Annotated in this window: 18 protein-coding genes; 12 read left to right on the top strand and 6 right to left on the bottom strand. The window is 68.6% G+C overall.

Features of this window, described 5'->3' with window-relative positions:
- The first annotated feature begins 80 nt into the window (after positions 1-80).
- From ybeY to lnt, 5 genes are all read left to right on the top strand, one after another.
- Positions 81-857, top strand: a complete 777-nt coding sequence (gene ybeY, locus J8I35_RS27915) for an rRNA maturation RNase YbeY (RefSeq protein ID WP_050014643.1) — start codon at positions 81-83, stop codon at positions 855-857.
- A 12-nt stretch (positions 858-869) separates the two neighbouring features.
- A complete protein-coding gene (locus tag J8I35_RS27910) occupies positions 870-1502 on the top strand; it encodes a gamma-glutamylcyclotransferase (protein ID WP_050014645.1) in 633 nt (210 codons plus the stop codon).
- Positions 1503-1572: 70 nt separating this feature from the next.
- Positions 1573-1722, top strand: a complete 150-nt coding sequence (locus J8I35_RS27905; RefSeq protein WP_162838123.1) for a hypothetical protein — start codon at positions 1573-1575, stop codon at positions 1720-1722.
- Positions 1723-2017: 295 nt separating this feature from the next.
- Entirely contained in the window at positions 2018-2905 is an 888-nt protein-coding gene (locus tag J8I35_RS27900; protein WP_021160150.1) for a transporter associated domain-containing protein, read from the top strand.
- Between the two features lie 52 nt (positions 2906-2957).
- Positions 2958-4658: an apolipoprotein N-acyltransferase gene (gene lnt / locus J8I35_RS27895; protein WP_124638736.1), complete on the top strand. Its 1701-nt coding sequence runs from the start codon at positions 2958-2960 to the stop codon at positions 4656-4658.
- Positions 4659-4715: 57 nt separating this feature from the next.
- Here lnt and J8I35_RS27890 read toward each other — a convergent pair whose 3' ends face one another.
- The gene (locus J8I35_RS27890; protein ID WP_209928008.1) at positions 4716-6371 is read right to left on the bottom strand and encodes a hypothetical protein; all 1656 of its coding nucleotides are present in this window, start codon (positions 6369-6371) and stop codon (positions 4716-4718) included.
- 320 nt (positions 6372-6691) lie between these two features.
- Between J8I35_RS27890 and glyQ the strand changes: the two genes are divergently transcribed.
- The 5 genes from glyQ to J8I35_RS27865 are packed head-to-tail and all read left to right on the top strand — an operon-like array spanning position 6692 to position 12133.
- A complete protein-coding gene (gene glyQ, locus J8I35_RS27885) occupies positions 6692-7696 on the top strand; it encodes a glycine--tRNA ligase subunit alpha (protein WP_006488593.1) in 1005 nt (334 codons plus the stop codon).
- Between the two features lie 22 nt (positions 7697-7718).
- On the top strand, positions 7719-9818 hold the full coding sequence (glyS, locus tag J8I35_RS27880) for a glycine--tRNA ligase subunit beta (RefSeq protein ID WP_209928006.1): 2100 nt from the start codon (positions 7719-7721) through the stop codon (positions 9816-9818).
- A gap of 10 nt (positions 9819-9828) precedes the next feature.
- The gene (gmhB, locus tag J8I35_RS27875) at positions 9829-10392 is read left to right on the top strand and encodes a D-glycero-beta-D-manno-heptose 1,7-bisphosphate 7-phosphatase (RefSeq protein ID WP_050014654.1); all 564 of its coding nucleotides are present in this window, start codon (positions 9829-9831) and stop codon (positions 10390-10392) included.
- A 43-nt stretch (positions 10393-10435) separates the two neighbouring features.
- Positions 10436-11200 carry a lysophospholipid acyltransferase family protein gene (locus J8I35_RS27870; RefSeq protein ID WP_050014656.1) on the top strand — a complete coding sequence of 255 codons (765 nt, stop codon included), beginning with the start codon at positions 10436-10438 and terminating at the stop codon, positions 11198-11200.
- Between the two features lie 45 nt (positions 11201-11245).
- Positions 11246-12133, top strand: a complete 888-nt coding sequence (locus J8I35_RS27865; protein ID WP_209928005.1) for a SprT family zinc-dependent metalloprotease — start codon at positions 11246-11248, stop codon at positions 12131-12133.
- A gap of 107 nt (positions 12134-12240) precedes the next feature.
- On the opposite strand, the gene gloA is transcribed toward J8I35_RS27865, so the two are convergent.
- The gene (gloA, locus tag J8I35_RS27860) at positions 12241-12630 is read right to left on the bottom strand and encodes a lactoylglutathione lyase (protein WP_050014660.1); all 390 of its coding nucleotides are present in this window, start codon (positions 12628-12630) and stop codon (positions 12241-12243) included.
- A gap of 391 nt (positions 12631-13021) precedes the next feature.
- Between gloA and J8I35_RS27855 the strand changes: the two genes are divergently transcribed.
- Positions 13022-13957: a DMT family transporter gene (locus J8I35_RS27855; RefSeq protein WP_209928002.1), complete on the top strand. Its 936-nt coding sequence runs from the start codon at positions 13022-13024 to the stop codon at positions 13955-13957.
- Between the two features lie 90 nt (positions 13958-14047).
- Here the strand turns inward: J8I35_RS27855 and rsmA are convergent, their stop codons facing one another.
- Genes rsmA through J8I35_RS27835 form a run of 4 tightly spaced genes read right to left on the bottom strand, consistent with a single transcriptional unit; the run spans position 14048 to position 19694 of the window.
- Positions 14048-14875, bottom strand: a complete 828-nt coding sequence (gene rsmA / locus J8I35_RS27850) for a 16S rRNA (adenine(1518)-N(6)/adenine(1519)-N(6))-dimethyltransferase RsmA (protein WP_209927998.1) — start codon at positions 14873-14875, stop codon at positions 14048-14050.
- 47 nt (positions 14876-14922) lie between these two features.
- Complete coding sequence (pdxA, locus tag J8I35_RS27845; protein WP_209927992.1) at positions 14923-15912, bottom strand: 4-hydroxythreonine-4-phosphate dehydrogenase PdxA; 990 nt, start codon at positions 15910-15912, stop codon at positions 14923-14925.
- 11 nt (positions 15913-15923) lie between these two features.
- Positions 15924-17282 carry a peptidylprolyl isomerase gene (locus J8I35_RS27840; protein WP_124556501.1) on the bottom strand — a complete coding sequence of 453 codons (1359 nt, stop codon included), beginning with the start codon at positions 17280-17282 and terminating at the stop codon, positions 15924-15926.
- 51 nt (positions 17283-17333) lie between these two features.
- The gene (locus J8I35_RS27835) at positions 17334-19694 is read right to left on the bottom strand and encodes an LPS-assembly protein LptD (RefSeq protein ID WP_050014668.1); all 2361 of its coding nucleotides are present in this window, start codon (positions 19692-19694) and stop codon (positions 17334-17336) included.
- A gap of 223 nt (positions 19695-19917) precedes the next feature.
- Here J8I35_RS27835 and J8I35_RS27830 point away from each other — a divergent pair, with 223 nt between their 5' ends.
- Positions 19918-20967, top strand: coding sequence for a phosphotransferase (locus tag J8I35_RS27830; protein WP_209927986.1), 1050 nt, complete (start codon positions 19918-19920; stop codon positions 20965-20967).
- The last annotated feature ends 6 nt before the right edge of the window (positions 20968-20973 follow it).

Here is a 20973-nt window from a genome sequence, read left to right as displayed (position 1 = left end):
CCCGGGCGCCGCCCGGTCCGAATTCGGGCGCGATCGGCCGTTTGGTGTATCCTCAACGCGTCCCAATCGCCGCACGCGTCATGAAATCCTCTCGTTCCCGCAAGTCCGGCCGCGCCCCGTCCGCCGCGTCCGAATCCCCCCGCCTTTCGCTGTTCGACGCGAAGGGCAAAGCCCGGACCGTCAACGCGCAAGGGCTGCGGATCGACTTCCCGGACGGCCGCAGCCTGATGTTCGACCTGTCGGGCAGCTCGGGCGACGCGGCCGTCGCGATCGTCGCGCAGCACAACGATCCGGCGATGCGCGCGAAGCTCGCGCTGCAGCCCGAGCACTACGACAGCGTGACGCTGCACGTCGGCGCCGAGTTCGCGCCGCGCGAGGACGACCCCGAAGACGAGCCGCGCGCGCTGGAATTCGACCTGTCCGTGCAGTACGGCGACGAGATCACGAGCGACGTGCGCAAGACGCTGCCGAAGCGCAAGCTGATCGCCGAATGGATCGAGCCGGCGCTGTTCGCGAGCGCGCAGCTCACCGTGCGCTTCGTCGGCGAGAACGAAGGCCGTACGCTGAACGCCGGCTACCGCCACAAGGACTATCCGACCAACGTGCTGACCTTCGCGTACGACGCGGCGCCCGACGGCACCGTGATCGGCGACCTCGTGCTGTGCTGCCCGGTCGTCGAGAAGGAAGCGCACGAGCAAGGCAAGCCGCTCGCGGCCCATTACGCGCACCTGCTGGTACACGGCGCGCTGCACGCGCAGGGCTACGACCACGAGACGAGCGACGAGGACGCGGCCGAAATGGAAGCGCTCGAAATCGACATCCTCGCGAAACTGGGTTTCCCGAACCCGTACCAGTAAGCCGTCCGCCCGATGCGCCACGCCGCGATGCTGCCGCCCGCCTACCCGCCGTCGATCGGCGAAGGACGCCTGCTGACGGAAGACGAGCTCGCGGCGTCGCTCGCGCAGACGATGCGCGACTGGGACGGCCGGCAGGATCTCTGGCTGTTCGGCTATGGCTCGCTGATCTGGAATCCCGGGCTGCCGACCGTCGCCGCCGTACGCGGCAAGGTGCACGGCTACCATCGCGGGCTCTACCTGTGGTCGCGCGTGAATCGCGGCACCCCCGAACGGCCGGGCCTCGTGCTCGCGCTCGATCGCGGCGGCTCGTGCTCGGGCATCGCATTCCGGCTCTCCGGCCCGACCGCGCAGCCGCATCTCGAGACATTGTGGAAGCGCGAAATGCCGATGGGCTCGTACCGGCCCGCGTGGCTGCCGTGCTCGCTCGAGACCGGCGAACGCGTGAACGCGCTCGCGTTCGTGATGCGCCGCGACGCACCGACCTATACGGGCAAGCTGACCGACCCCGTCGTCAAGGAAGTGTTCCGCTGCGCGGCCGGCCGCTACGGCACGACGCTCGACTACGTGAGCCGCACGGTGGACGCACTGCGCGCGAGCGGCATCCCCGACCGCGCGCTCGAAGGGTTGCTGGCGCGATGCCGATGATCCGGCACACCGCGCGGGCGGCCGCCATGCGCCCCCGCGCCGCGCGCGCATCCACACGAGGACACGCCCGATGAAATCGTCACGCCGGTCGCGTTGCAGGATCGCCGTGCTGCTCGTCGCCGCGAGCGTCGCGCTGTCCGGCTGCGGCATACTCGGCTGCGGCGGCGCCGCGACCAACGGCGCGGCCGCCGGCGGCTGCTCGGCCGGCATGCGGTTCTGAACGACGCGCGACGCGTGCGCCGCCTGCGACGGAATGCCGCCGTCGCCGGCCGTTGCCCGCGTCCGGCCGCGCCGCCCTGCCCGCCGCCATTTTTTTGCCGCCGCGCCCCGCCGACGCTTTCTGCGATAGGATGGACCCGACGACGACGTCGCGCCCGGCGCGGCCGTCCGCGAGCGGGGCCCGCGCGAGCCGTCCACCCTGGCCGTACGGCCGGGTGACACGGTCGCGTCGTGCCCTTGGTGTATCCTTGCCTACTCCGTGACCGCGCGCCCCGGCATGACCCGGGCGCACCACCATGAACGATTCGTATCCCAGTCGTAAGCCAACCGACAAACCGCAAGAAAAGCGCTCGCTGCTCGAGCGCCTGACCGACTTCATCTCGCCCGAGCCCGAATCCCGCGGCGAGTTGCTGGAAATCCTCCAGGACGCCCACGAACGCAACCTGATCGACGCGGATTCGCTGTCGATGATCGAAGGCGTGTTCCAGGTCTCCGATCTGTGCGCCCGCGACATCATGGTGCCGCGCGCGCAGATGGACGCGATCAACATCGCCGACAAGCCCGAGGATTTCATCCCGTTCGTCCTCGAAAAGGCGCACTCGCGCTACCCGGTGTACGAGGAGAACCGCGACAACGTGATCGGCGTGCTGCTCGCGAAGGATCTGCTGCGCTTCTATGCCGAGGAAGAATTCGACGTGCGCGGAATGCTGCGCCCGGCCGTGTTCATTCCGGAATCGAAGCGCCTGAACGTGCTGCTGCACGACTTCCGCGTGAACCGCAACCACCTGGCGATCGTCGTCGACGAATACGGCGGCGTCGCGGGCCTGATCACGATCGAGGACGTGCTCGAACAGATCGTCGGCGACATCGAGGACGAATACGACTTCGACGAGGAAGCCGGCAACATCATCTCGGGGCCGGACGGCCGCTACCGCGTGCGCGCGCTCACCGAGATCGAGCAGTTCAACGAGACGTTCGGCACCGATTTCCCCGACGACGAGGTCGACACGATCGGCGGCCTGATCACCCATCATTTCGGACGCGTGCCGCACCGCGGCGAGAAGCTGCAGCTCGGCAACCTCGTGTTCGAAATCCAGCGCGGCGATGCGCGCCAGGTTCACGTGCTGCTGGTGCGCCGCAACCCGCTCGCCAGCCGTCGCGCCGAAACCTCGCACGAAGACTGACCGCTCCGCGCCAGCCGCGCCTCCTTCAACCGCTCGCCCTCTTCCGCTTCACATGGACGATCCGATTCCGTCCCGCCCGGCTGGCGGCCTTCTCGCGCCGGCGCCCGGCCGCGCGCTGCCGCGCTGGCACTATCCGGCCGCGCTGCTCGCCGGCGCGGCCAATACGCTCAGCTTCGCGCCCACGCCGCACGGCGGCTGGCTGCAGCTCGTCGTATTCGTCTGGTTTTTCGCGCAGCTGACGCGCACGTCGAACTGGCGCGGCGCCGCGCTCACCGGCGGCGCGTTCGGCTTCGGCAACTTCATCAGCGGCGTCTGGTGGCTCTACATCAGCATGCACGTGTACGGCGAGATGGCCGCGCCGCTCGCGGGTGGCGCGCTCGTGCTGTTCGCGCTCTACCTGTCGCTGTACCCGGCGTTTTCGGCCGGGCTGTGGTCGTTCTGCGCGGGCCATGCATGGCATCGCCGCGAGGCCGACCCGCGGCCGTTCTCGCCGACCTGGCACGGCGCGTTTGCGTTCGCGAGCGCGTGGGCGCTCGGCGAATGGCTGCGCGGCACCGTGTTCACCGGCTTTCCGTGGCTCGGCAGCGGCTACCCGCAGGTCGACGGCCCGTTCGCGGGCTTCGCGCCGGTGGTGGGCGTGTACGGGATCGCGTGGGTGCTCGCGCTGTTCGCCGCACTCGTCGTGCAGGCGCTCGCCGCCGCGCGGCCGTCGCCGGTGCGTGACGGCGAAGCCGGCGCATCGGGCGGCAACGCCCGCGTGCGCATCGCCGCGCCGGCCGGCATCGCCGTCGCCCTCGTCGCGGCCGGCCTCGGGCTGTCGCAGGTCACGTGGACCGTGCCCGCGAACGCGCCGCTCACCGTGCGGCTGCTGCAGGGCAACGTGAAGCAGGACATCAAGTTCGAGCAGGAAGGCATCGACGCGGCGATCAAGATGTACACACAGATGATCGTCGAGAAACCGGCCGACCTGATCGTCACGCCCGAGACCGCGATCGCGGTGATGATCCAGGAATTGCCCGAGCCGTTCGCCGTCGCGATCCGAAAATTCAGCGACACGACCGGGTCGGCCGTGCTGTTCGGCGCGGTCGGCGCGTCGGTGACCGAGGACGGCCACTACGTCGACTACACGAACAGCCTGTACGGCGTGACGCCGAATTCGCGCGACATCTATCACTACGACAAGCACCACCTCGTGCCCTTCGGCGAATTCATTCCGTGGGGCTTCCGGTGGTTCGTCAACCTGATGAAGATGCCGCTCGGCGACTTCGCGCGCGGCGCGCCGGTGCAGAAGCCGTTCCTCGTGCACAACCAGCCGGTGATGGCCGATATCTGCTACGAGGACTTGTTCGGCGAGGAAATCGCCGCGACGATCCGCGACAACCCGCAGCCGCCCGGCGTGCTCGTCAACGTGACGAACCTCGCGTGGTTCGGCGACACGATCGCGCTCGACCAGCATCTGCAGATCGCGCGGATGCGCTCGCTCGAGACGGGCCGGCCGATGCTGCGTTCGACCAATACGGGGATGACGGCCGCGATCGACGCGCACGGGCGCGTGCTTGGCCAGCTGAAGCCGTTCACGATCGGCTCGCTCGACGTGCGGATCGAAGGCACGAGCGGCTTCACGCCGTACGTGACGAGCGGCAACAACATCGTGCTCGCGGTGTCGTTCGTGCTGCTCGCGTTCGGCTTCACGTTCGGGCCCGGGCTGCGCCGGCGCAACGGCCGGCAACCCGGCGGCGACGAAGCGGCGTGACGCGGCGGGCCGCCGTCGCGCCCGGCGGCCGCGCGTGACCGCGAACCGGCCGGCCGTTCAGGCCTGCCGGGACGATCGATCCGATTGCTCGGGCTGCGCGGCGAGGCTCCGCAGGTCGCGGCACACCTCCTCCATCACCGGCGCCCACGCACCGAACGTCGGCTGCCGGTACAACGTCGCGGTCGGATACCACGGGCTGTCCCGGCGATCGAGCAGCCACGGCCAGTGCGGATTCACGTCGAGCAGCACCCACGTACGCGCGCCGAGTGCGCCGGCCAGGTGCGCGACCGACGTGCACACCGTGATCACGAGATCCAGCGCGCCGATGAACGCGGCCGTATCGTCGAAACTCGTCAATTCGGCCGTGTGGTCTTCGATCGTGAAACCGGCCGCGCGCGCGGCGGCGACATCCGCGTCCGCTCCCGGCTGCAGCGAATAGAACGTGACGCCGTCGATCCCGCGAAATGCATCGGTGTAGCGCTCGAGCCCGACGCGCCGGAACGGATTGCGCTGGTGGCCCGCACTGCCCGTCCACACGAGCCCGACCTTCAACCGGCCGTCGCCCGCGAGCCGCGCGCGCCATGCGTCTCGCGCGGCCGGCTCGGCCCGCAGGTACGGCACCGACGCGGCGAGCGTCGACGCCTCCATGCCAAGCATCAGCGGCAGGCCGATCAGCGGCACTTCGTAATCGAATGCCGGCAGCGCGTCGACGCCGCCGCCCGCGCCGAACACGTCCGCGTGCGCGCCGAGGCTGCGCTGCATCAGCGTGCCGAGCGCCGGAAACGTATTCCACGCGAGCCGGCCGCCCTCGCGATGCACGCGTTCGGCGAGCGGCGCGACGAAGCGACAGAACTGCAGCACGTCGCCGAGCCCCTGCTCGCCCCATACCAGCAGCGTCTTGCCGGCGAGCGGCTCGCCCTGCCAGCGCGGGCCAGGCAGCGCCGGCCGGCGGCCGCGCAATTCGCCGGCGCCGTCCCAGCGTGCCTCGTGGCCGCGCCAGCCGGCTGCGTAATTGCCGCGCACGAGCTGGATGATCGCGAGATTGAAGCGGAACGACGCGTCGTCGGGCGCCAGCTCGCACGCACGCGCCGCATGGCGCTCGGCGTCGTCCCAGCGCTGCGCCTCCTTCATCGCCATCGCGACGTTGTTCATCGCGAGCGCGTTGTCGGCCGCGAGATCGGCGAGCCGCGCGGCGCTCGCGAGCGCACCGTCGAGGTCCTGCATCGCGATTCGCGCGACGACGAGATTGATCCATGCCTGCACGTCCTGCGGATCGTGCTTCACGGCCGCGTCGAGCAGCGCGATCTCTTCCGCGCGCTCGCCGCCCGACAAGCGCAGCGCGATCGCGAGGTTGTTGCGCAGCGACGGCCAGCCGGCATCGATTGCTAGCGCCGCGCGGTACGGCGCGACCGCATCCGCGTGACGGCCGGCCATCTGCAGCGCGTAGCCGTGGTTGAAGTACGCGTCCGCGCCCGGCTGCGCGCGCGCCGCGCATTCGGCGAGCGCAATCGCGTCGTCCGTGCGCTGCCGCGCGACGAGCGTGGCCGTGAGCTGCGCGATCGCCGACGCATCGACCGCATGCAGATGCGTGGCGGCGGCAAGCCACAGTTCGTGCGCGGCATGCTCGCCGCGCGCCTGCGCGTCGGCGGCCTGTCCGAGCAGTGCGAGGAACGGCGGAAGCAGCGGAATCAGGATGTCGGTCGGTTCGTCCATGCGGTGAGCGTCGGCAAGCGGTGACGCGGCGCGCATCGCGCGCGCCGCAATACGCGCATCTTACCGCCCGCGCGAAGCGCCGCGGCATGCGCGTCGCGGCGGCCCGCACGCGGCTGCGCGACGCATGCGGGCGATGGATGCGCAGGCCGCCGGAAACAGGCCGGCGGTGCCCGCATCGGCCTTCCGGCCGCATCCGGTCGCCGATCCGGTAAAATTACGCGTTTCAGCACACTAACAAGCCGCGCCGCCGCGCGAGCCGACCCTCCGGGCCCGCCCGGAGCGCCGCCCGCAACGGAGCGCCAGCGCCACGAAGGCTCTTCATGCTTACGTTTCAGCAAATCATCCTGACGCTGCAGTCCTACTGGGACAAGCAGGGTTGCGCCCTGCTCCAGCCCATCGACATGGAAGTCGGCGCGGGCACGTCGCACGTCCACACGTTCCTGCGCGCGGTCGGCCCCGAGCCGTGGCGCGCCGCGTACGTGCAGCCGTCGCGCCGCCCGAAGGACGGCCGCTACGGCGAGAACCCGAACCGCCTGCAGCACTACTACCAGTACCAGGTCGTGCTCAAGCCGGCGCCGGAAAACATCCTCGACCTGTACCTCGGCTCGCTGGAAGCGCTCGGCTTCGACCTGAAGCAGAACGACGTGCGCTTCGTCGAGGACGACTGGGAAAACCCGACGCTCGGCGCGTGGGGCCTCGGCTGGGAGGTGTGGCTGAACGGGATGGAAGTCACGCAGTTCACGTATTTCCAGGAAGTCGGCGGCCTCGAATGCAAGCCGGTGCTCGGCGAGATCACGTACGGCCTCGAGCGCCTCGCGATGTACCTGCAGAAGGTCGAGAACGTGTACGACCTCGTGTGGACCGAGTGGGAAGAGCAAGGCCCGAACGGCCCCGAGCTGCGCCGCCTGTCGTATGGCGACGTGTACCACCAGAACGAGGTCGAGCAGTCGACCTACAACTTCGAGCACGCGAACGTCGACCTGCTGTTCACGTTCTTCAACAGCTACGAAGCGGAAGCGAAGAAGATGATCGACGCGCAGCTCGCGCTGCCCGCGTACGAGCTCGTGCTGAAGGCCGGTCACACGTTCAACCTGCTCGACGCGCGCGGCGCGATCTCGGTCACCGAGCGGGCCGCGTACATCGGCCGCATCCGCGCACTGTCGCGTCTCGTCGCGCAGGCTTACTACGACTCGCGCGAGAAGCTCGGCTTCCCGATGCTCGGCAACCCGCCGGGCGTGCCGGGCCTCACCACCGACGCCCAAGACGCCGCGCAGCCGGCGTGGGCGCCGCCGCTCAAGGTCGAACGCAAGATCGATCAGGTCTGACGAGACGAGATTTATTCCAGATATGACGCACAATCATCCCGCCCCCCTGCTCGTCGAACTGCTGACCGAAGAGCTGCCGCCGAAGGCCCTCGCGCGCCTCGGCGACGCATTCGCCGAAGGTATCGCACAACGCCTCGCCGCGCGCGACCTCATCGAAGGCGAACTCGTGTTCGAACGCTACGCGACGCCGCGCCGCCTCGCGGTCGTCGTGCAGAACGTGCGCGCCGTCGCACCCGACAGACAGGTCCGCGAAAAGGTCCTGCCCGTGTCGGTCGCGCTCGACGCCGAAGGCAAGCCGACGGCGCCGCTCGCGAAGAAGCTTGCGGCGCTCGGCCACCCGAACGCGTCGATCGCCGATCTCGAGCGCGCGCAGGACGGCAAGGCCGAAGCATTCTTCATCAACTACTCGGCGGCCGGCGCCACGCTCGCCGACGGCCTGCAGGCCGCGCTCGACGAAGCGCTCGCGAAGCTGCCGATCCCGAAATTCATGACGTACCAGCGCCCGGACGGCTCGGACGTGAAGTTCGTGCGCCCTGTGCATCGGCTGACGGTGCTGCACGACGATCGCGTCGTGCCCGTCACCGCGTTCGGCGTCGACGCCGGCGACACCACGCTCGGCCACCGCTTCCTGTCGGACGGCCTCGTCGCGATCCAGCATGCGCGCGCATACGCCGACACGCTGCGCGACAAGGGCCGCGTGATCGCGCACTTCGCCGATCGCCGCGAAACGATCCGCACGCAGCTGAACGAACATGCGAACGGCGACACGGTCGTGATGCCCGAGTCGCTGCTCGACGAAGTGACGTCGCTGGTCGAATGGCCGGTCGTCTACCCGTGCCGCTTCGAGGACGAATTCCTGCAGGTGCCGCAGGAATGCCTGATCCTCACGATGCAGACGAACCAGAAGTATTTCGCGCTGACCGACGTCGCGGGCAAGCTGCGCTCGCGCTTCCTGATCGTGTCGAACATCGACACGAAGACGCCGGGCGAGATCATCGAAGGCAACGAGCGCGTCGTGCGCCCGCGCCTCGCCGATGCGAAGTTCTTCTTCGAGCAGGACAAGAAGAAGCCGCTCGCCGACCGCGTGCCGCAGCTCGCGAACGTCGTCTATCACAACAAGCTCGGTTCGGCGCTCGCACGCGTCGAGCGCCTCGAGGCGCTGGCGGGCGAGATCGCCCCGGCGATCGGCGCCGATACCGCGCACGCGAAGCGCGCCGCGCGTCTCGCGAAGGCCGACCTGCTGACCGACATGGTCGGCGAGTTTCCGGAGCTGCAGGGCACGATGGGCACGTACTACGCGCGCCACGACGGCGAAGCCGACGACGTCGCGCTCGCATGCGCCGAGCACTACCAGCCGCGCTTCTCCGGCGACGCGCTGCCGACCACGCCGGTGTCGACCGCCGTCGCGCTCGCCGACAAGCTCGAAACGATCGTCGGCATCTGGGGCATCGGCCTCGCGCCGACCGGCGAGAAGGATCCGTTCGCGCTGCGCCGTCACGCGCTCGGCGTGCTGCGCCTGCTGCTCGAGAAGCAACTGCCGCTCGATCTCGTATCGCTGCTGCGCACGGCGCACGCACGCTTCGACGGCGTGCCGGGCGTCGCCGAATCGACCGACGCGATCTTCGCGTTCTTCATGGATCGCCTGCGCGGCCTGCTGCGCGAGCGCGGCTATTCGGCCGGCGAAATCGACGCGGTGCTGAGCCTGAACCCGACGCGCATCGACGACCTCGTCGCGCGCCTCGACGCGGTGCGCGAATTCACGCGCCTCGCGGAAGCCGAAGCGCTCGCGGCCGCGAACAAGCGGATCTCGAACATCCTGAAGAAATCGGAAGGCGGCGCGAACGGCGCGGTGCAGCCGACGCTGCTCGTCGAGGCGGCCGAGAAGGCGCTGCACGAACAGCTCGCGGCCGTCACGCCGCACGTGCAGTCGCAGCTCGAGGCGCGTGCGTACACGGGCGCGCTGTCGGCGCTCGCCGCGCTGCGCGTGCCGGTCGACACGTTCTTCAACGACGTGATGGTGAACGCGGAAGATCCGGCGCTGCGCGCGAACCGTCTCGCACTGCTGTCCGCGCTGCACCAGCAGATGAACTGCGTCGCCGACATCTCGAAGCTCGCCGCATAAGGGCCGCACGATGCCGACCAGCCCCAACCGAAAGCTCGTCGTCCTCGACCGGGACGGCGTGATCAACGTCGATTCGGATGCGTTCATCAAGACGCCCGACGAATGGATCGCGCTGCCCGGCAGCTTCGAGGCGATCGCCCGGCTCAACCACGCGGGCTATCGCGTGGTCGTCTCGACCAACCAGTCCGGTATCGGCCGCGGGCTGTTCGACATGGCCGCGTTGAACGAGATGCACCTGAAAATGCATCGCGCGGCGGCCGCGGTCGGCGCGCGCATCGACGCGGTATTCTTCTGCCCGCACACGGCCGAGGATCACTGCGACTGCCGCAAGCCGAAACCCGGCATGATGCAGATGATCGCCGAGCGCTTCGAGATCGATCCCGCTCACACGCCGGTCGTCGGCGATTCGCTGCGCGACCTGCAGGCCGGCGTCGCGGTCGGCTTCCAGCCGCATCTCGTGCTGACCGGCAAGGGCAAGAAAACGCTCGCCGCAGGCAATCTGCCGGACGGCACGAAAGTCCACGACGACCTGCGCGCGTTCGCGCTCGATTTTCTTTCACACGAACACGAGTGATGCGGCTGCCGCGCGCATCCTCCCCAACACCAGACTCACGCCGATGCGCTTCGTCCGCTCCCTGCTGCTGCTGATCTACTTCATCCTGTACACGGTGCCGTACGCCACCGCGTGCTTCATCGCGTTCCCGTTCATGCGCCCCGACGCGCGCTACTGGATGGCGGCCGGCTGGTGCAAGTCGACGCTGTGGGTCGTGCGCTGGCTGAACGGCATCCGCTATCGGATCGAAGGGTTCGAGAACCTGCCCGACGGCCCGGCCGTGCTGCTGTCGAAGCACCAGTCCGCGTGGGAGACGCTTGCGTTTCCGGCGCTGATGCCGAAGCCGCTGTGCTACGTGTTCAAGCGCGAGCTGCTGTACGTGCCGTTCTTCGGCTGGGCGCTCGGGCTGCTGCACATGGTCAACATCAACCGCAAGGAAGGCAAGAACGCGTTCAATTCGGTGATCCGCCAGGGCAAGAAGCGCCTGTCGGAAGGCGCATGGATGATCATGTTCCCCGAAGGCACGCGCACGCCGGTGGGCAAGCAGGGCAAGTACAAGACGGGCGGCGCGCGCTTCGCGATCGAAACCGGCACGCCGGTCGTGCCGATCGCGCACAATGCAGGTCGTGTGTGGCCGCGCAACTCGTTCACGAAATTCCCGGGCGTCGTCACGGTGTCGATCGGCAAGCCGATCCCCAGCGAAGGGCTGACGCCCGATGCATTGAACTCGCAGGTCGAAGCATGGATCGAAGCGGAAATGCGCCGCATCGATCCCGACGCGTATCGCCAGGCGGGCAACGCCGGCACGCGCGATGCCGCGCGCGCCTGACGCCCCGGATTGCAGCCGTTGCGTACGACAAAAAGAAGCGAACTGATGAAACAGCGTCCGCGGCCACGGCCTGCCGTCGTGGCCCTCGATCATCGCCAGATGGATCTGCCGCTCTTCGACGGGCCGGCCGCCGCGCCGTCGGCGCCTGCCGCCCCGCCGGCGCCGCCCGAAGCCGCCCCCGCCGCGCCGCTCGATCCGGGCCCGGCGCCCGATCGCTCGCGCGTGCGCACGTTCGCGCTCGACAGCCGCGTGCTCGAATACCGGCTGAAGCGCTCGGCGCGCCGCACGATCGGCTTCACGATCGACGGCAGCGGGCTGTCGATCACCGCGCCGCGCTGGGTCACGCTCGCCGACATCGAAGCGGCGATCGCCGAAAAGCAACGCTGGATCTTCGCGAAGCTCGCGGAATGGAAGACGCGCACCGAGCAGCGCGCGCTGCCGCAGATCGACTGGCGCGACGGCGCGCAACTGCCGTATCTCGGCAAGACTGTGACGATCGCGCTCGGCGCGGGCGCCGTCGCGTTCGATACCGACGCGCTGCGGCTGTCGCTGCCGCTGCCCGTGCAGGCCGACATGCAGCAGATCAAGGATCGCGTGCAGGGCTGGCTGCAGGGCGAAGCGAAACGCATCTTCGGCGAACGCCTCGTGGTCTACGCGGAAAAGCTCGGCGTCACGTATTCGATGGTCGCGCTGTCGTCGGCCGCGACGCGTTGGGGCAGTTGCTCGAGCGACGGCAAGATCCGCCTGAACTGGCGGCTGATCCATTTCCCGATGTCGATCATCGACTACGTCGTCGCGCACGAGCTGTCGCACCTGCGCGAGATGAACCACAGCCCGGCCTTCTGGCAGACCGTCGAATCGATCTTCCCCGAGTTCCGCGAAGCGCGGCACACGCTCAAGCATCACCCGCCCGAGCTGCTGCCGTCGCTTTGACGCCGTCGGTCACGACGTAAACGCCAAACGGGCGATGCGGATCACGCCGCATCGCCCGTTTTCGTTGCCCGCGACGCGCCACGCGCCGCGAACCGCTCATCCGGCGTTCAGTGCGCCTTCTTCTGGATGAACTCGATCTTGTAGCCGTCCGGATCCTCGACGAACGCGATCACGGTCGTGCCGTGCTTCATCGGGCCTGCCTCGCGCGTGACCTTGCCGCCTTGCGCCTTGATCTTCTCGCAGGCCGCGTACGCATCGTCGACCGCCACCGCCAGATGGCCGAAGCCATTGCCGAGATCGTAGGACGGCGTCTCCCAGTTGTGGGTCAGCTCGATCACGGTGCCCGTGCTTTCGTCTTCGTAGCCGACGAACGCGAGCGTGAACTTGCCTTCCGGATAATCCTCGCGACGCAGCAGCTTCATGCCGAGCAATTCGGTGTAGAACTTGATCGAGCGGTCGAGATCGCCGACTCGCAGCATCGTATGCAGCAAACGCATGTGTTGTACTCCTGTGGGGACTTTCCAGAAGCGGAAATTCTACCGGAGTCGGGTGAAATTCGCCGGGGGCGCCTAGCCGGGGGCGCCTAGCCGGGGGCGCCTAGCCCGGAACGGCCCAACAAGCACGCGGCCGATGCCGCGTATCGGCTGCCTCGGCGCGAGCAAGCGCGCAACGACTGAAAGCGGCACGATCCGGCTCGCCCGGGCACCGCGTCGATCGGGTAACATCCTTCCACTTCGCACCAAAAGCGGGCATGCGCGCCGCCGCCCGACCGCGACCACCCATTTTTTCTTGCCGCCCCACTGCCGTGCGAAACCGTCGATTCGAGCGCGCCGGACGCGCCGCCCGCCTGACCTCCGTGCCGCAAGGCCCGACCAGCGAGGCGCGCCGATGACCGCGCTTGCCGCCGCCCGCGTGCGCCGCGCACTCGATACGCGCGCCGTCGGCCTGATGCTGCTGCTGTGCGCGATCTGGGGCTTCCAGCAGGTCGCGATCAAGAGCACGAACGCCGCGATCGCGCCGATGTTCCAGGCCGGGCTGCGCTCGGTGATCGCCGCGGTGCTGCTGTGGGGCTGGGCCCGCACGCGCGGCACGCCGCTGTTTCAGGCGGACGGCACATTCGGTGCGGGCCTCGCGGCCGGCGCGCTGTTCGCCGGAGAATTCATCTGCGTGTTCTTCGGGCTGACGCTGACGAGCGCGTCGCACATGGCGATCTTCCTGTACACGGCGCCGTGCTTCACCGCGCTCGGCCTGCACCTGTTCGCACCCGGCGAGCGGCTGCAGCGCACGCAATGGGCCGGCGTCGGCCTCGCATTCGCCGGCATCGCGCTCGCGTTCGCGGACGGCTTCCTGAAGCCGCGCGCGCCCGGCGCATCGGTGCTGGCAGGGCTCGCCGGCGACGCGCTCGGGATCCTCGGCGGCGCGATGTGGGCCGCGACGACGGTCGTCGTGCGCTCGACGGCGCTTGCGCGGGCCAGCGCGAGCAAGACGCTGTTCTACCAGCTCGCGGTATCGGCGGTCGTGCTGGTCGCGCTCGCCGCGCTGTTCGGCCAGATGTCATTCGCGCGGATCACGCCGGTCGCGCTCGCAAGCCTCGCGTATCAGTCGGTGATCGTCGCGTTCGTCAGCTACCTGTCGTGGTTCTGGCTGCTGACGCGCTACAGCGCGTCGCGGCTGTCCGTGTTCACGTTCCTGTCGCCGCTGTTCGGCGTCGCGTTCGGCGTGCTGCTGCTCGGCGAATCGGTCGGCTGGCGCTTCATGTCCGCGGCCGCGCTCGTGCTGACCGGCATCGCGCTCGTCAACGCGCCGCCGCGCCGGCGGATGTGACGACCGGCGCAAAGACACGCGGGCAATAAAAAAGCTGCCCGTCGGGCAGCTCTCTTCGATACAGCGGGTGGGCGGCTCGCGCCACGCACGTCATCCGGCCTTGCGCACCGCCGCCAGCGCCTGCGCGACACCGACGTATTCGGCCACGCTCACGTCCTCCGCACGGCGCGCGAGATCGAAGCCGAGCGCATCGAAATCGATCGTCTCGCGATAGTCGCCCAGCGTGTTACGCAGCATCTTGCGGCGCTGCGAGAACGCGGCGGTGACGATTTCGCCGAGCAGCACGGGATCGACGTCCGGCAGTTCGTGCGGCTCGTACGGAATCATCCGGACGATCGCCGAATCGACCTTCGGCGGCGGCTGGAACGATTCCGGCGGCACGTCGAGCATTTTTTCCATCACGTAGCGGTACTGCAGCATCACCGACAGCCGCGAAAACGCCTTCGTGCCCGGCTCCGCGACCATCCGCTCGACGACCTCGTTCTGCAGCATGAAATGCTGGTCGATCACCGCATCGGCGAACGTCATCAGGTGAAACAGCAGCGGGCTGGAGATGTTGTACGGCAGATTGCCGACGATCCGCAGCGACGGCTTGTCGCCGGGCATCGCGAGCGAGCGGAAGTCGAACGCGAGCGCGTCGCCCGCGTGCAGCTCCAGCAGCGCGCCGAAGCGTTGCTGCAGGCGCCCGATCAGATCGCGGTCGAGCTCGACCGCGTGCAGCGGCGACTCCGGCGTCGCGAGCCGCTCGATCAGCGGCCCGGTCAGCGCGCCGAGCCCGGGGCCGATCTCGACCATCCGCTGGCCGCGTGCAGGGCCGATCGTCGCGACGATCGAGTCGATCACGCCGTGATCGACGAGGAAGTTCTGCCCGAAGCGCTTGCGCGCGAAATGGCCTTGGTGCTGTCTGCTGTTCGACATCGACTGAGTAAAACGAAAAATACGACGAATGGGGTAAACCGGCAGCGTCAGGCTGCGCGGCGATGGCGCGCCATCGTGACGGCCGTATCGAGCGCGGCGATCATGCTGCCCGGATCCGCGCGGCCCGTGCCGGCCAGATCGAGCGCGGTGCCGTGATCGACCGACGTGCGGATGATCGGCAGCCCGAGCGTCACGTTGATGCCCTCGCCGAACGTCGCGTACTTCAGCACGGGCAGACCCTGGTCATGGAACATCGCGAGCACGCAATCGGCATCGGCCAGATGGCGCGGCTGGAACAGCGTGTCGGCCGGATACGGGCCGCGTGCGTCGATGTGTTGCGCGTTCGCGCGGGCCAGCGCCGGCGAGATCACGTCGATCTCCTCGCGGCCGAGATAACCGTTCTCGCCCGCGTGCGGGTTCAGGCCCGTCACGAGAATGCGCGGCGCGGCGAGACCGAAATCGCGCCGCAGGTCGCGATCGATGATCGCGAGCGTCTCGACGAGCCCGTCGATCGTCAGCGCGGCCGATACGTCCTTCAGCGGCAGGTGCGTGGTCGCGAGCGCGACGCGCAGCGGCCGGTGGCCGGTGCCGGCCAGCATCATCACGACGCGCGGCGTGTGCGTGCGTTCGGCCAGGTATTCGGTATGGCCGGTGAACCGCACGCCCGCGTCGTTGATCGTGCTCTTCTGCAGCGGCGCGGTCACGATCGCGTCGTACCGGCCGGCCAGCGCACCGTCGATCGCCGCGTCGAGCAGCCCGAGCACGTAGCGGCCGTTCGCCGCGTCCAGCTTGCCCGCCTGCGCGGGCGCCGCCAGTGCGTGATGCGCGACCGACACCGGCGCGCCGCCGGCCAGTGTGGCCGCGTCGATGCCGACCGCGGCCGCACGCGCGTCGAGCAGTGCGGCATCGCCGAGCACGGTGAAATGCGCATCGGGCCAGCGCTGCGCGGCGTCACGCAGCGCCTGCACGGTCAGCTCCGGGCCAACCCCCGCGGGTTCGCCGGTCGTGATCGCGATCTGCAGCGCGGGCGTGGTCATCCGAGGCTCGCTCAGTTCGCCGGGCCGACGCCGCCGATCTTGTACTGCACGTACGACGAATCGCGCAACTCGCGCAGCCAGTCGGCATACGCCTGCTCGGCCTTGCGCTGGCCGATCGCCTGACGGGCGATGTCCATCTGCTGCTGCACCGACCCTTCCGCCTCGCGGCGGTTCAGCACCTGGATCAGGTGATAGCCGTATTCGGTACGGATCGGCTGGCTGATCTGGCCGTCCTGGAGGTTGTTCATCGCGCGCTCGAATTCCGGCACGGTCTCGCCCGGGCTGATCCAGCCGAGATCGCCGCCCTGCGACGCGGAACCGTCCTGCGAGTAGGTGCGCGCGAATTTCGCGAAATCGCCGCCGGCCTCGACCTGCTTGCGGATGTCGACCAGTTGCTGGCGCGCCTGGCCTTCCGACTTGCCTTCGCCGACGCGCAGCAGGATGTGGCGCACGTGCGTCTGGACGATCTTCGGCGCCGCGGCGCTCGCGCCCTGGCTTTGGCGGCGATCGACGAGGCGCACGATTTCGAAGCCGTCCGGCACGCGGATCAGCGTCGGGTTGACCTCGCCCGGGCGCAGCTTCGACGCGGCGTCGACGACGTCGGGCGGCAGCGCGCTCGGCGCCTTGAAGCCGAGATCGCCGCCCTTCTTCGCGTCGTTCGCTTCGGAGTTGTTCTTCGCGAGGCGCTCGAAATCGGCGCCCGACTTCGCCTGCTGCAGCAGCGCTTCGGCCTTCTTCTGCGCGGCTTCGATGTCAGCCTGCGGCGCGTTGGTGGGCGCCTTGATGAAGATGTGCTGGAAGCGCAGGTCCTGCTGCTGCGATGCGTTCGGCCCGCGCTGGCTCGCGATGTAGTTCGCGACCTCGGCGTCCGACACCGTGATCTTGCCGTCGACCTCGCGCTCGCGCAGCTTCGACAGCATCAGCTCGGTGCGCGCGTCGCTCGTGAAGATGCTCCAGGGCACGCCCTGCGCCTCGAGGCGCGCGCGGTACTGGTCGAGCGTCATCCCGTTCGCCTGCGCGAGACGCTGCAGCGTGGCCTGCACGGTCGCGTCGTCGATGCGGATCCCGTCGTCCTTGGCCTTCTGCACCTGGATACGTTCGAGCACCATCTGGTTCAGCACCTGCGCGCGCAGCTGGTCGGCCGGCGGCACCGGCGCGTTCTGCTGCTGCAGGCGGCGTGCGATCAGGCCGGCGCGCTGGTCGAGTTCGCGGCCCGTGATCACGTCGTTGTTGACCACGGCGACGACTTCGTCGGCGAGCTGCGCACCTTGCGAACCGAGTGCCTGCGCCGCGGCCGGCGCGGCGGCGAGCAGCGCGGCGGACGCGGCGAGGCTGGACACGACTGCCGCGAAACGAAGGGTTTTCTTCATTGCCACTGAAACTCCATTGAAATCGTGCTGACCGGTGCAGACATGCCGGCGTTACTCGTAGTTGCTGAAGCGGGACATCGGCGGCGGCGGCGGCGGCAACGGCGTGTAGCCTGGCACCCCGGCGCGGAATGCGGACACGAGGCCGTTGTCGATGGTCGACAAGCCCTTGAGCGTCAGCTGCATCATGAAGCGCGTCGACGAGTTCTGCTGTCCCGACGAATTGATGCCGTTCGCGGCCCGCTGCACCCCGACCCCGAGCGCCCAGCAATCCGCGTCGTATTGTAAGCCGACCAGACCGTCGACCACGCGATCTCCGGCGAAGTCGTAGTTGAACCGGCCGATCGCATACAGGCGGCGCGTGAGCGGCCACTGCGCGGACACCAGGAACTGGTTGATCGGCTGGTTGTCGAGCGTGGTATTCGTGCGCGTATAGCGATAGCCGACGTTGATCACGCGGCGCTCGCCCGGGCTGTAACCGAAACCGATACTCGACTTCACGAGCTGGTTGTTGTTCTGGTTGTACTGGAACGCCGTTTCCGACATGAAGCCCGAGCCGAGCTTCAGCGCGGCGCCGACGATCAGGTCCGAGTGGCGCGCCAGCACGGCGCTCTGCCCCGGGTTCAGCGTGACGCGCTGATCGGCGAAGTAGTACTGCTGCGCGATCACGAACCGCGCGCGCTCGTCGCCGGTGCGCGGATCGATGAAGCGCGACGTCAGGCCGGCCGTGATCCGGTTCGCATCGGCGATCCGGTCGTTACCGACGAACGTGTTCGGCTGGTAGATCTCCGCGAGGCCGAAGTCCGATTCCGCGGTGTCGAACAGCGGCGCGTTCGACTGATCGCGATACGGCGTGTACACGTAGTACAGGCGCGGCTCGAGGGTCTGGATGAAGTCCTGGCCGAACAGGCGCACCGAACGGTCGAAGATCAGGCCCGAATCGAAGCTCACGGTCGGGATCGACTCGGTGAAGCGCTTCGGGCTGTTCGGCGTGGCGGACGACAGGTAGTTCAGGTCGTACGACGCCAGGTGGTACTGGACCTTCGGCACCGCGAAGTAGCCGGGACCGTACACGCCATACGAAATGTACGGGTTGAAGACCACCCGGTCGCCCTGGGTCGCATCGGCGGTCGTGATGCGGAACCGCGAATAGTCGGCTTCCGCGCCGAAGTCGAACCCGCCGACGTTGTACTTCGTGTACTTCACGTTCAACTGCGGCTCGCGGCTGTACGGCGCGATCGACGGCGGCAGCGTCTGCCAGTGCTGGTAGCGCGCGAGCACCGACCACGGGCCGTTGTTGTACGTGAGGCCGGCTTCCTGCTGGTACAGCGTCTGCGTGCCGTTGATGAACTGGTTCGCCGACCCGAGGTCTTCGGGATACGTGTTGTCCGAAACCTTGTTGAAGTAGACGTAGCCGCCGAAGCCGCCGCCGAAGTTCTGCTGGTGCTGCCAGTAGATCGCGTAGCGGTTGCGATGCGCGAGCCGGTCGTCCGGCAGGTAATTGGCCGTAAACGTGCCCGAATACGACGGCGACAGATAGCGGAACGTCGCTTCGGTCATCACGCCGCGCCGCGAGATGATGCGCGGCGTGAGCGTCAGGTCGCGGTTCGGCGCGATGTTGAAGTAGTACGGCAGCGACAGCTCGAAGCCGTTGTTCGAGTTCACCGAGAACGTCGGCGGCAGCAGGCCGCTGCGCCGCTCGCCCGACAGCGGGAACGTCATCCACGGGCTCGCGAAGATCGGCACGCCCTGGAAGAACAGCACGCCGTTGCGCGCGGTGCCCTCGTCGGCGCCCGTATCGAAGTCGAAGCGGCTGCCCTTGATGTACCACGCGGGGTTCGTCGAGCACTGGCACGCGGTGTACGTACCGTTGACGAACACCGAGCGCTCGTTGTCGACCATGTCGACGCGCTCCGCGCTGCCCGACCCGCCCGTCACGTTGAAGTGATACTTCGGCGCGGTCATGAAGCCCTGGTTCGCCTCGATCTTCAGGTGCGCCTCGGGGCCGGCGAACGACGTGCCGCCATTGACCACCTTGACCTGGCCGTACGCATCGGCCATGTCGGTATCCTGATCGTAGTGGATCGCGTCGGCCTTCACGACGGCGTCGCCGCGCCGCAGCTCGGCCGAACCCTTCGCGGCGAGGTCCTGCTCGGCGGTGCCGCTCGTATGGTCGGCAATGACGAAGGCGGCCGGCTTCGCGCCGTCCTTCAGCGGATGATCCTCGAGCTGGGGCGCGAGACGCAGATCCCACGGCGAGTCGAGCGGCTGCGGCTGCGCAGCCGCGCCCGACAGCTGCGCGTACGACACGGCCGGCACGAGGCCGGGCACGGCCAGGAGCGCGAGCGCGAGCCGCCGTTTGCGCGGCGCCCCGTCACCGGGGAAAACATTCGGGAATAGCGGTTTGGGCGGCATCTATCGTTTGGCGAATCGCCCCTTGTCAACCGCGCCTGCACGGCACCTTCACGCGCGGCGGGCCGCGCCGTCGAGCCGCGACTGCGGCTCTTCGCAAACCGGGGAGGCGATCGGGCGGACGGCGCGACAGGCCGCGGGCCTGCACGGCGGAAGCTGACGCGGGGCGCGTCAAAAAAGTCGTGGGGTATTATATGGCAAGACGTTCCCCCCTCCGCCGAGTTTCATGACGCCCCCATCCGCCGCATCCCAGCCCGACGCCCGCCTCGACGCGCTCACCGCGTGGCTGCACCCGCTCGCCGAGCGCTACGCGCTCGATCTGTCGACCCTCGCGCCCGCGTCGTCGGACGCCAGTTTCCGCCGCTATTTCCGCGTCGCGTCGGCCACGCGCCCCGGCGGCACGCTGATCGCGGTCGACGCGCCGCCGCCCGAGAAGTGCCGCGAGTTCGTCCAGGTCGCGCGGCTGCTCGCCGGGGCCGGCGATCACGTGCCGGACGTGCTGGCCCACGATTTCGACGCGGGCTTCATGCTCGTGACCGATCTCGGCCGCACGTCGTACATCTCGGTGCTCGATCCGGCCGATCCGGGCGCGGCCCGTCCGCTGATGCGTGACGCCCTCGACGCGCTGATCCGCTTCCAGCTCGCGTCGACACCCGACGTGCTGCCGCCGTTCGACGAAGCGTTCCTGCGCCGCGAAATGGAGCTGCTGCCCGAATGGTTCGTCGGCCGCCACCTCGGCAAGCCGATCACCGACGCGATGCGCGGCACGCTAGACCGCACGTTCGCGCTGCTGGTCGCGAGCGCGCACGCGCAGCCGCAAGGCTTCATGCTGCGCGACTTCATGCCGCGCAACCTGATGGTCTGCGAGCCGAACCCGGGCGTGCTCGACTTCCAGGACGCCGTCTACGGGCCGCTGACGTACGACGTCGTGTCGCTGCTGCGCGACGCGTTCATCAGTTGGGACGAGGAGTTCGAGCTCGACTGCTTCGCGTACTACTGGGAAAAGGCGAAGAAGACCGGCCTGCCGGTCGACGCGGATTTCGGCGAGTTCTACCGCCAGCTCGAATGGATGGGGCTGCAGCGCCACATCAAGATCCTCGGCCTGTTCGCGCGCATCAACTACCGCGACGGCAAGCCGCACTACCTGAACGACCTGCCGCGCTTCCTCGCGTATGCACGCAAGGTCGCGCTGCGCTATCGCCCGCTCGTGCCGTTCGCGAAGCTGCTCGACGAGCTCGAGGGCAACGCGCCGGCCGACGTCGGCTATACGTTCTGACCGTTC

Source organism: Burkholderia sp. CpTa8-5 (assembly GCF_017815045.1).
Lineage (GTDB): Bacteria > Pseudomonadota > Gammaproteobacteria > Burkholderiales > Burkholderiaceae > Burkholderia > Burkholderia sola.
Note: the sequence above shows the minus strand (reverse complement) of the source record. Positions and strands in the feature narration are given on the sequence as shown.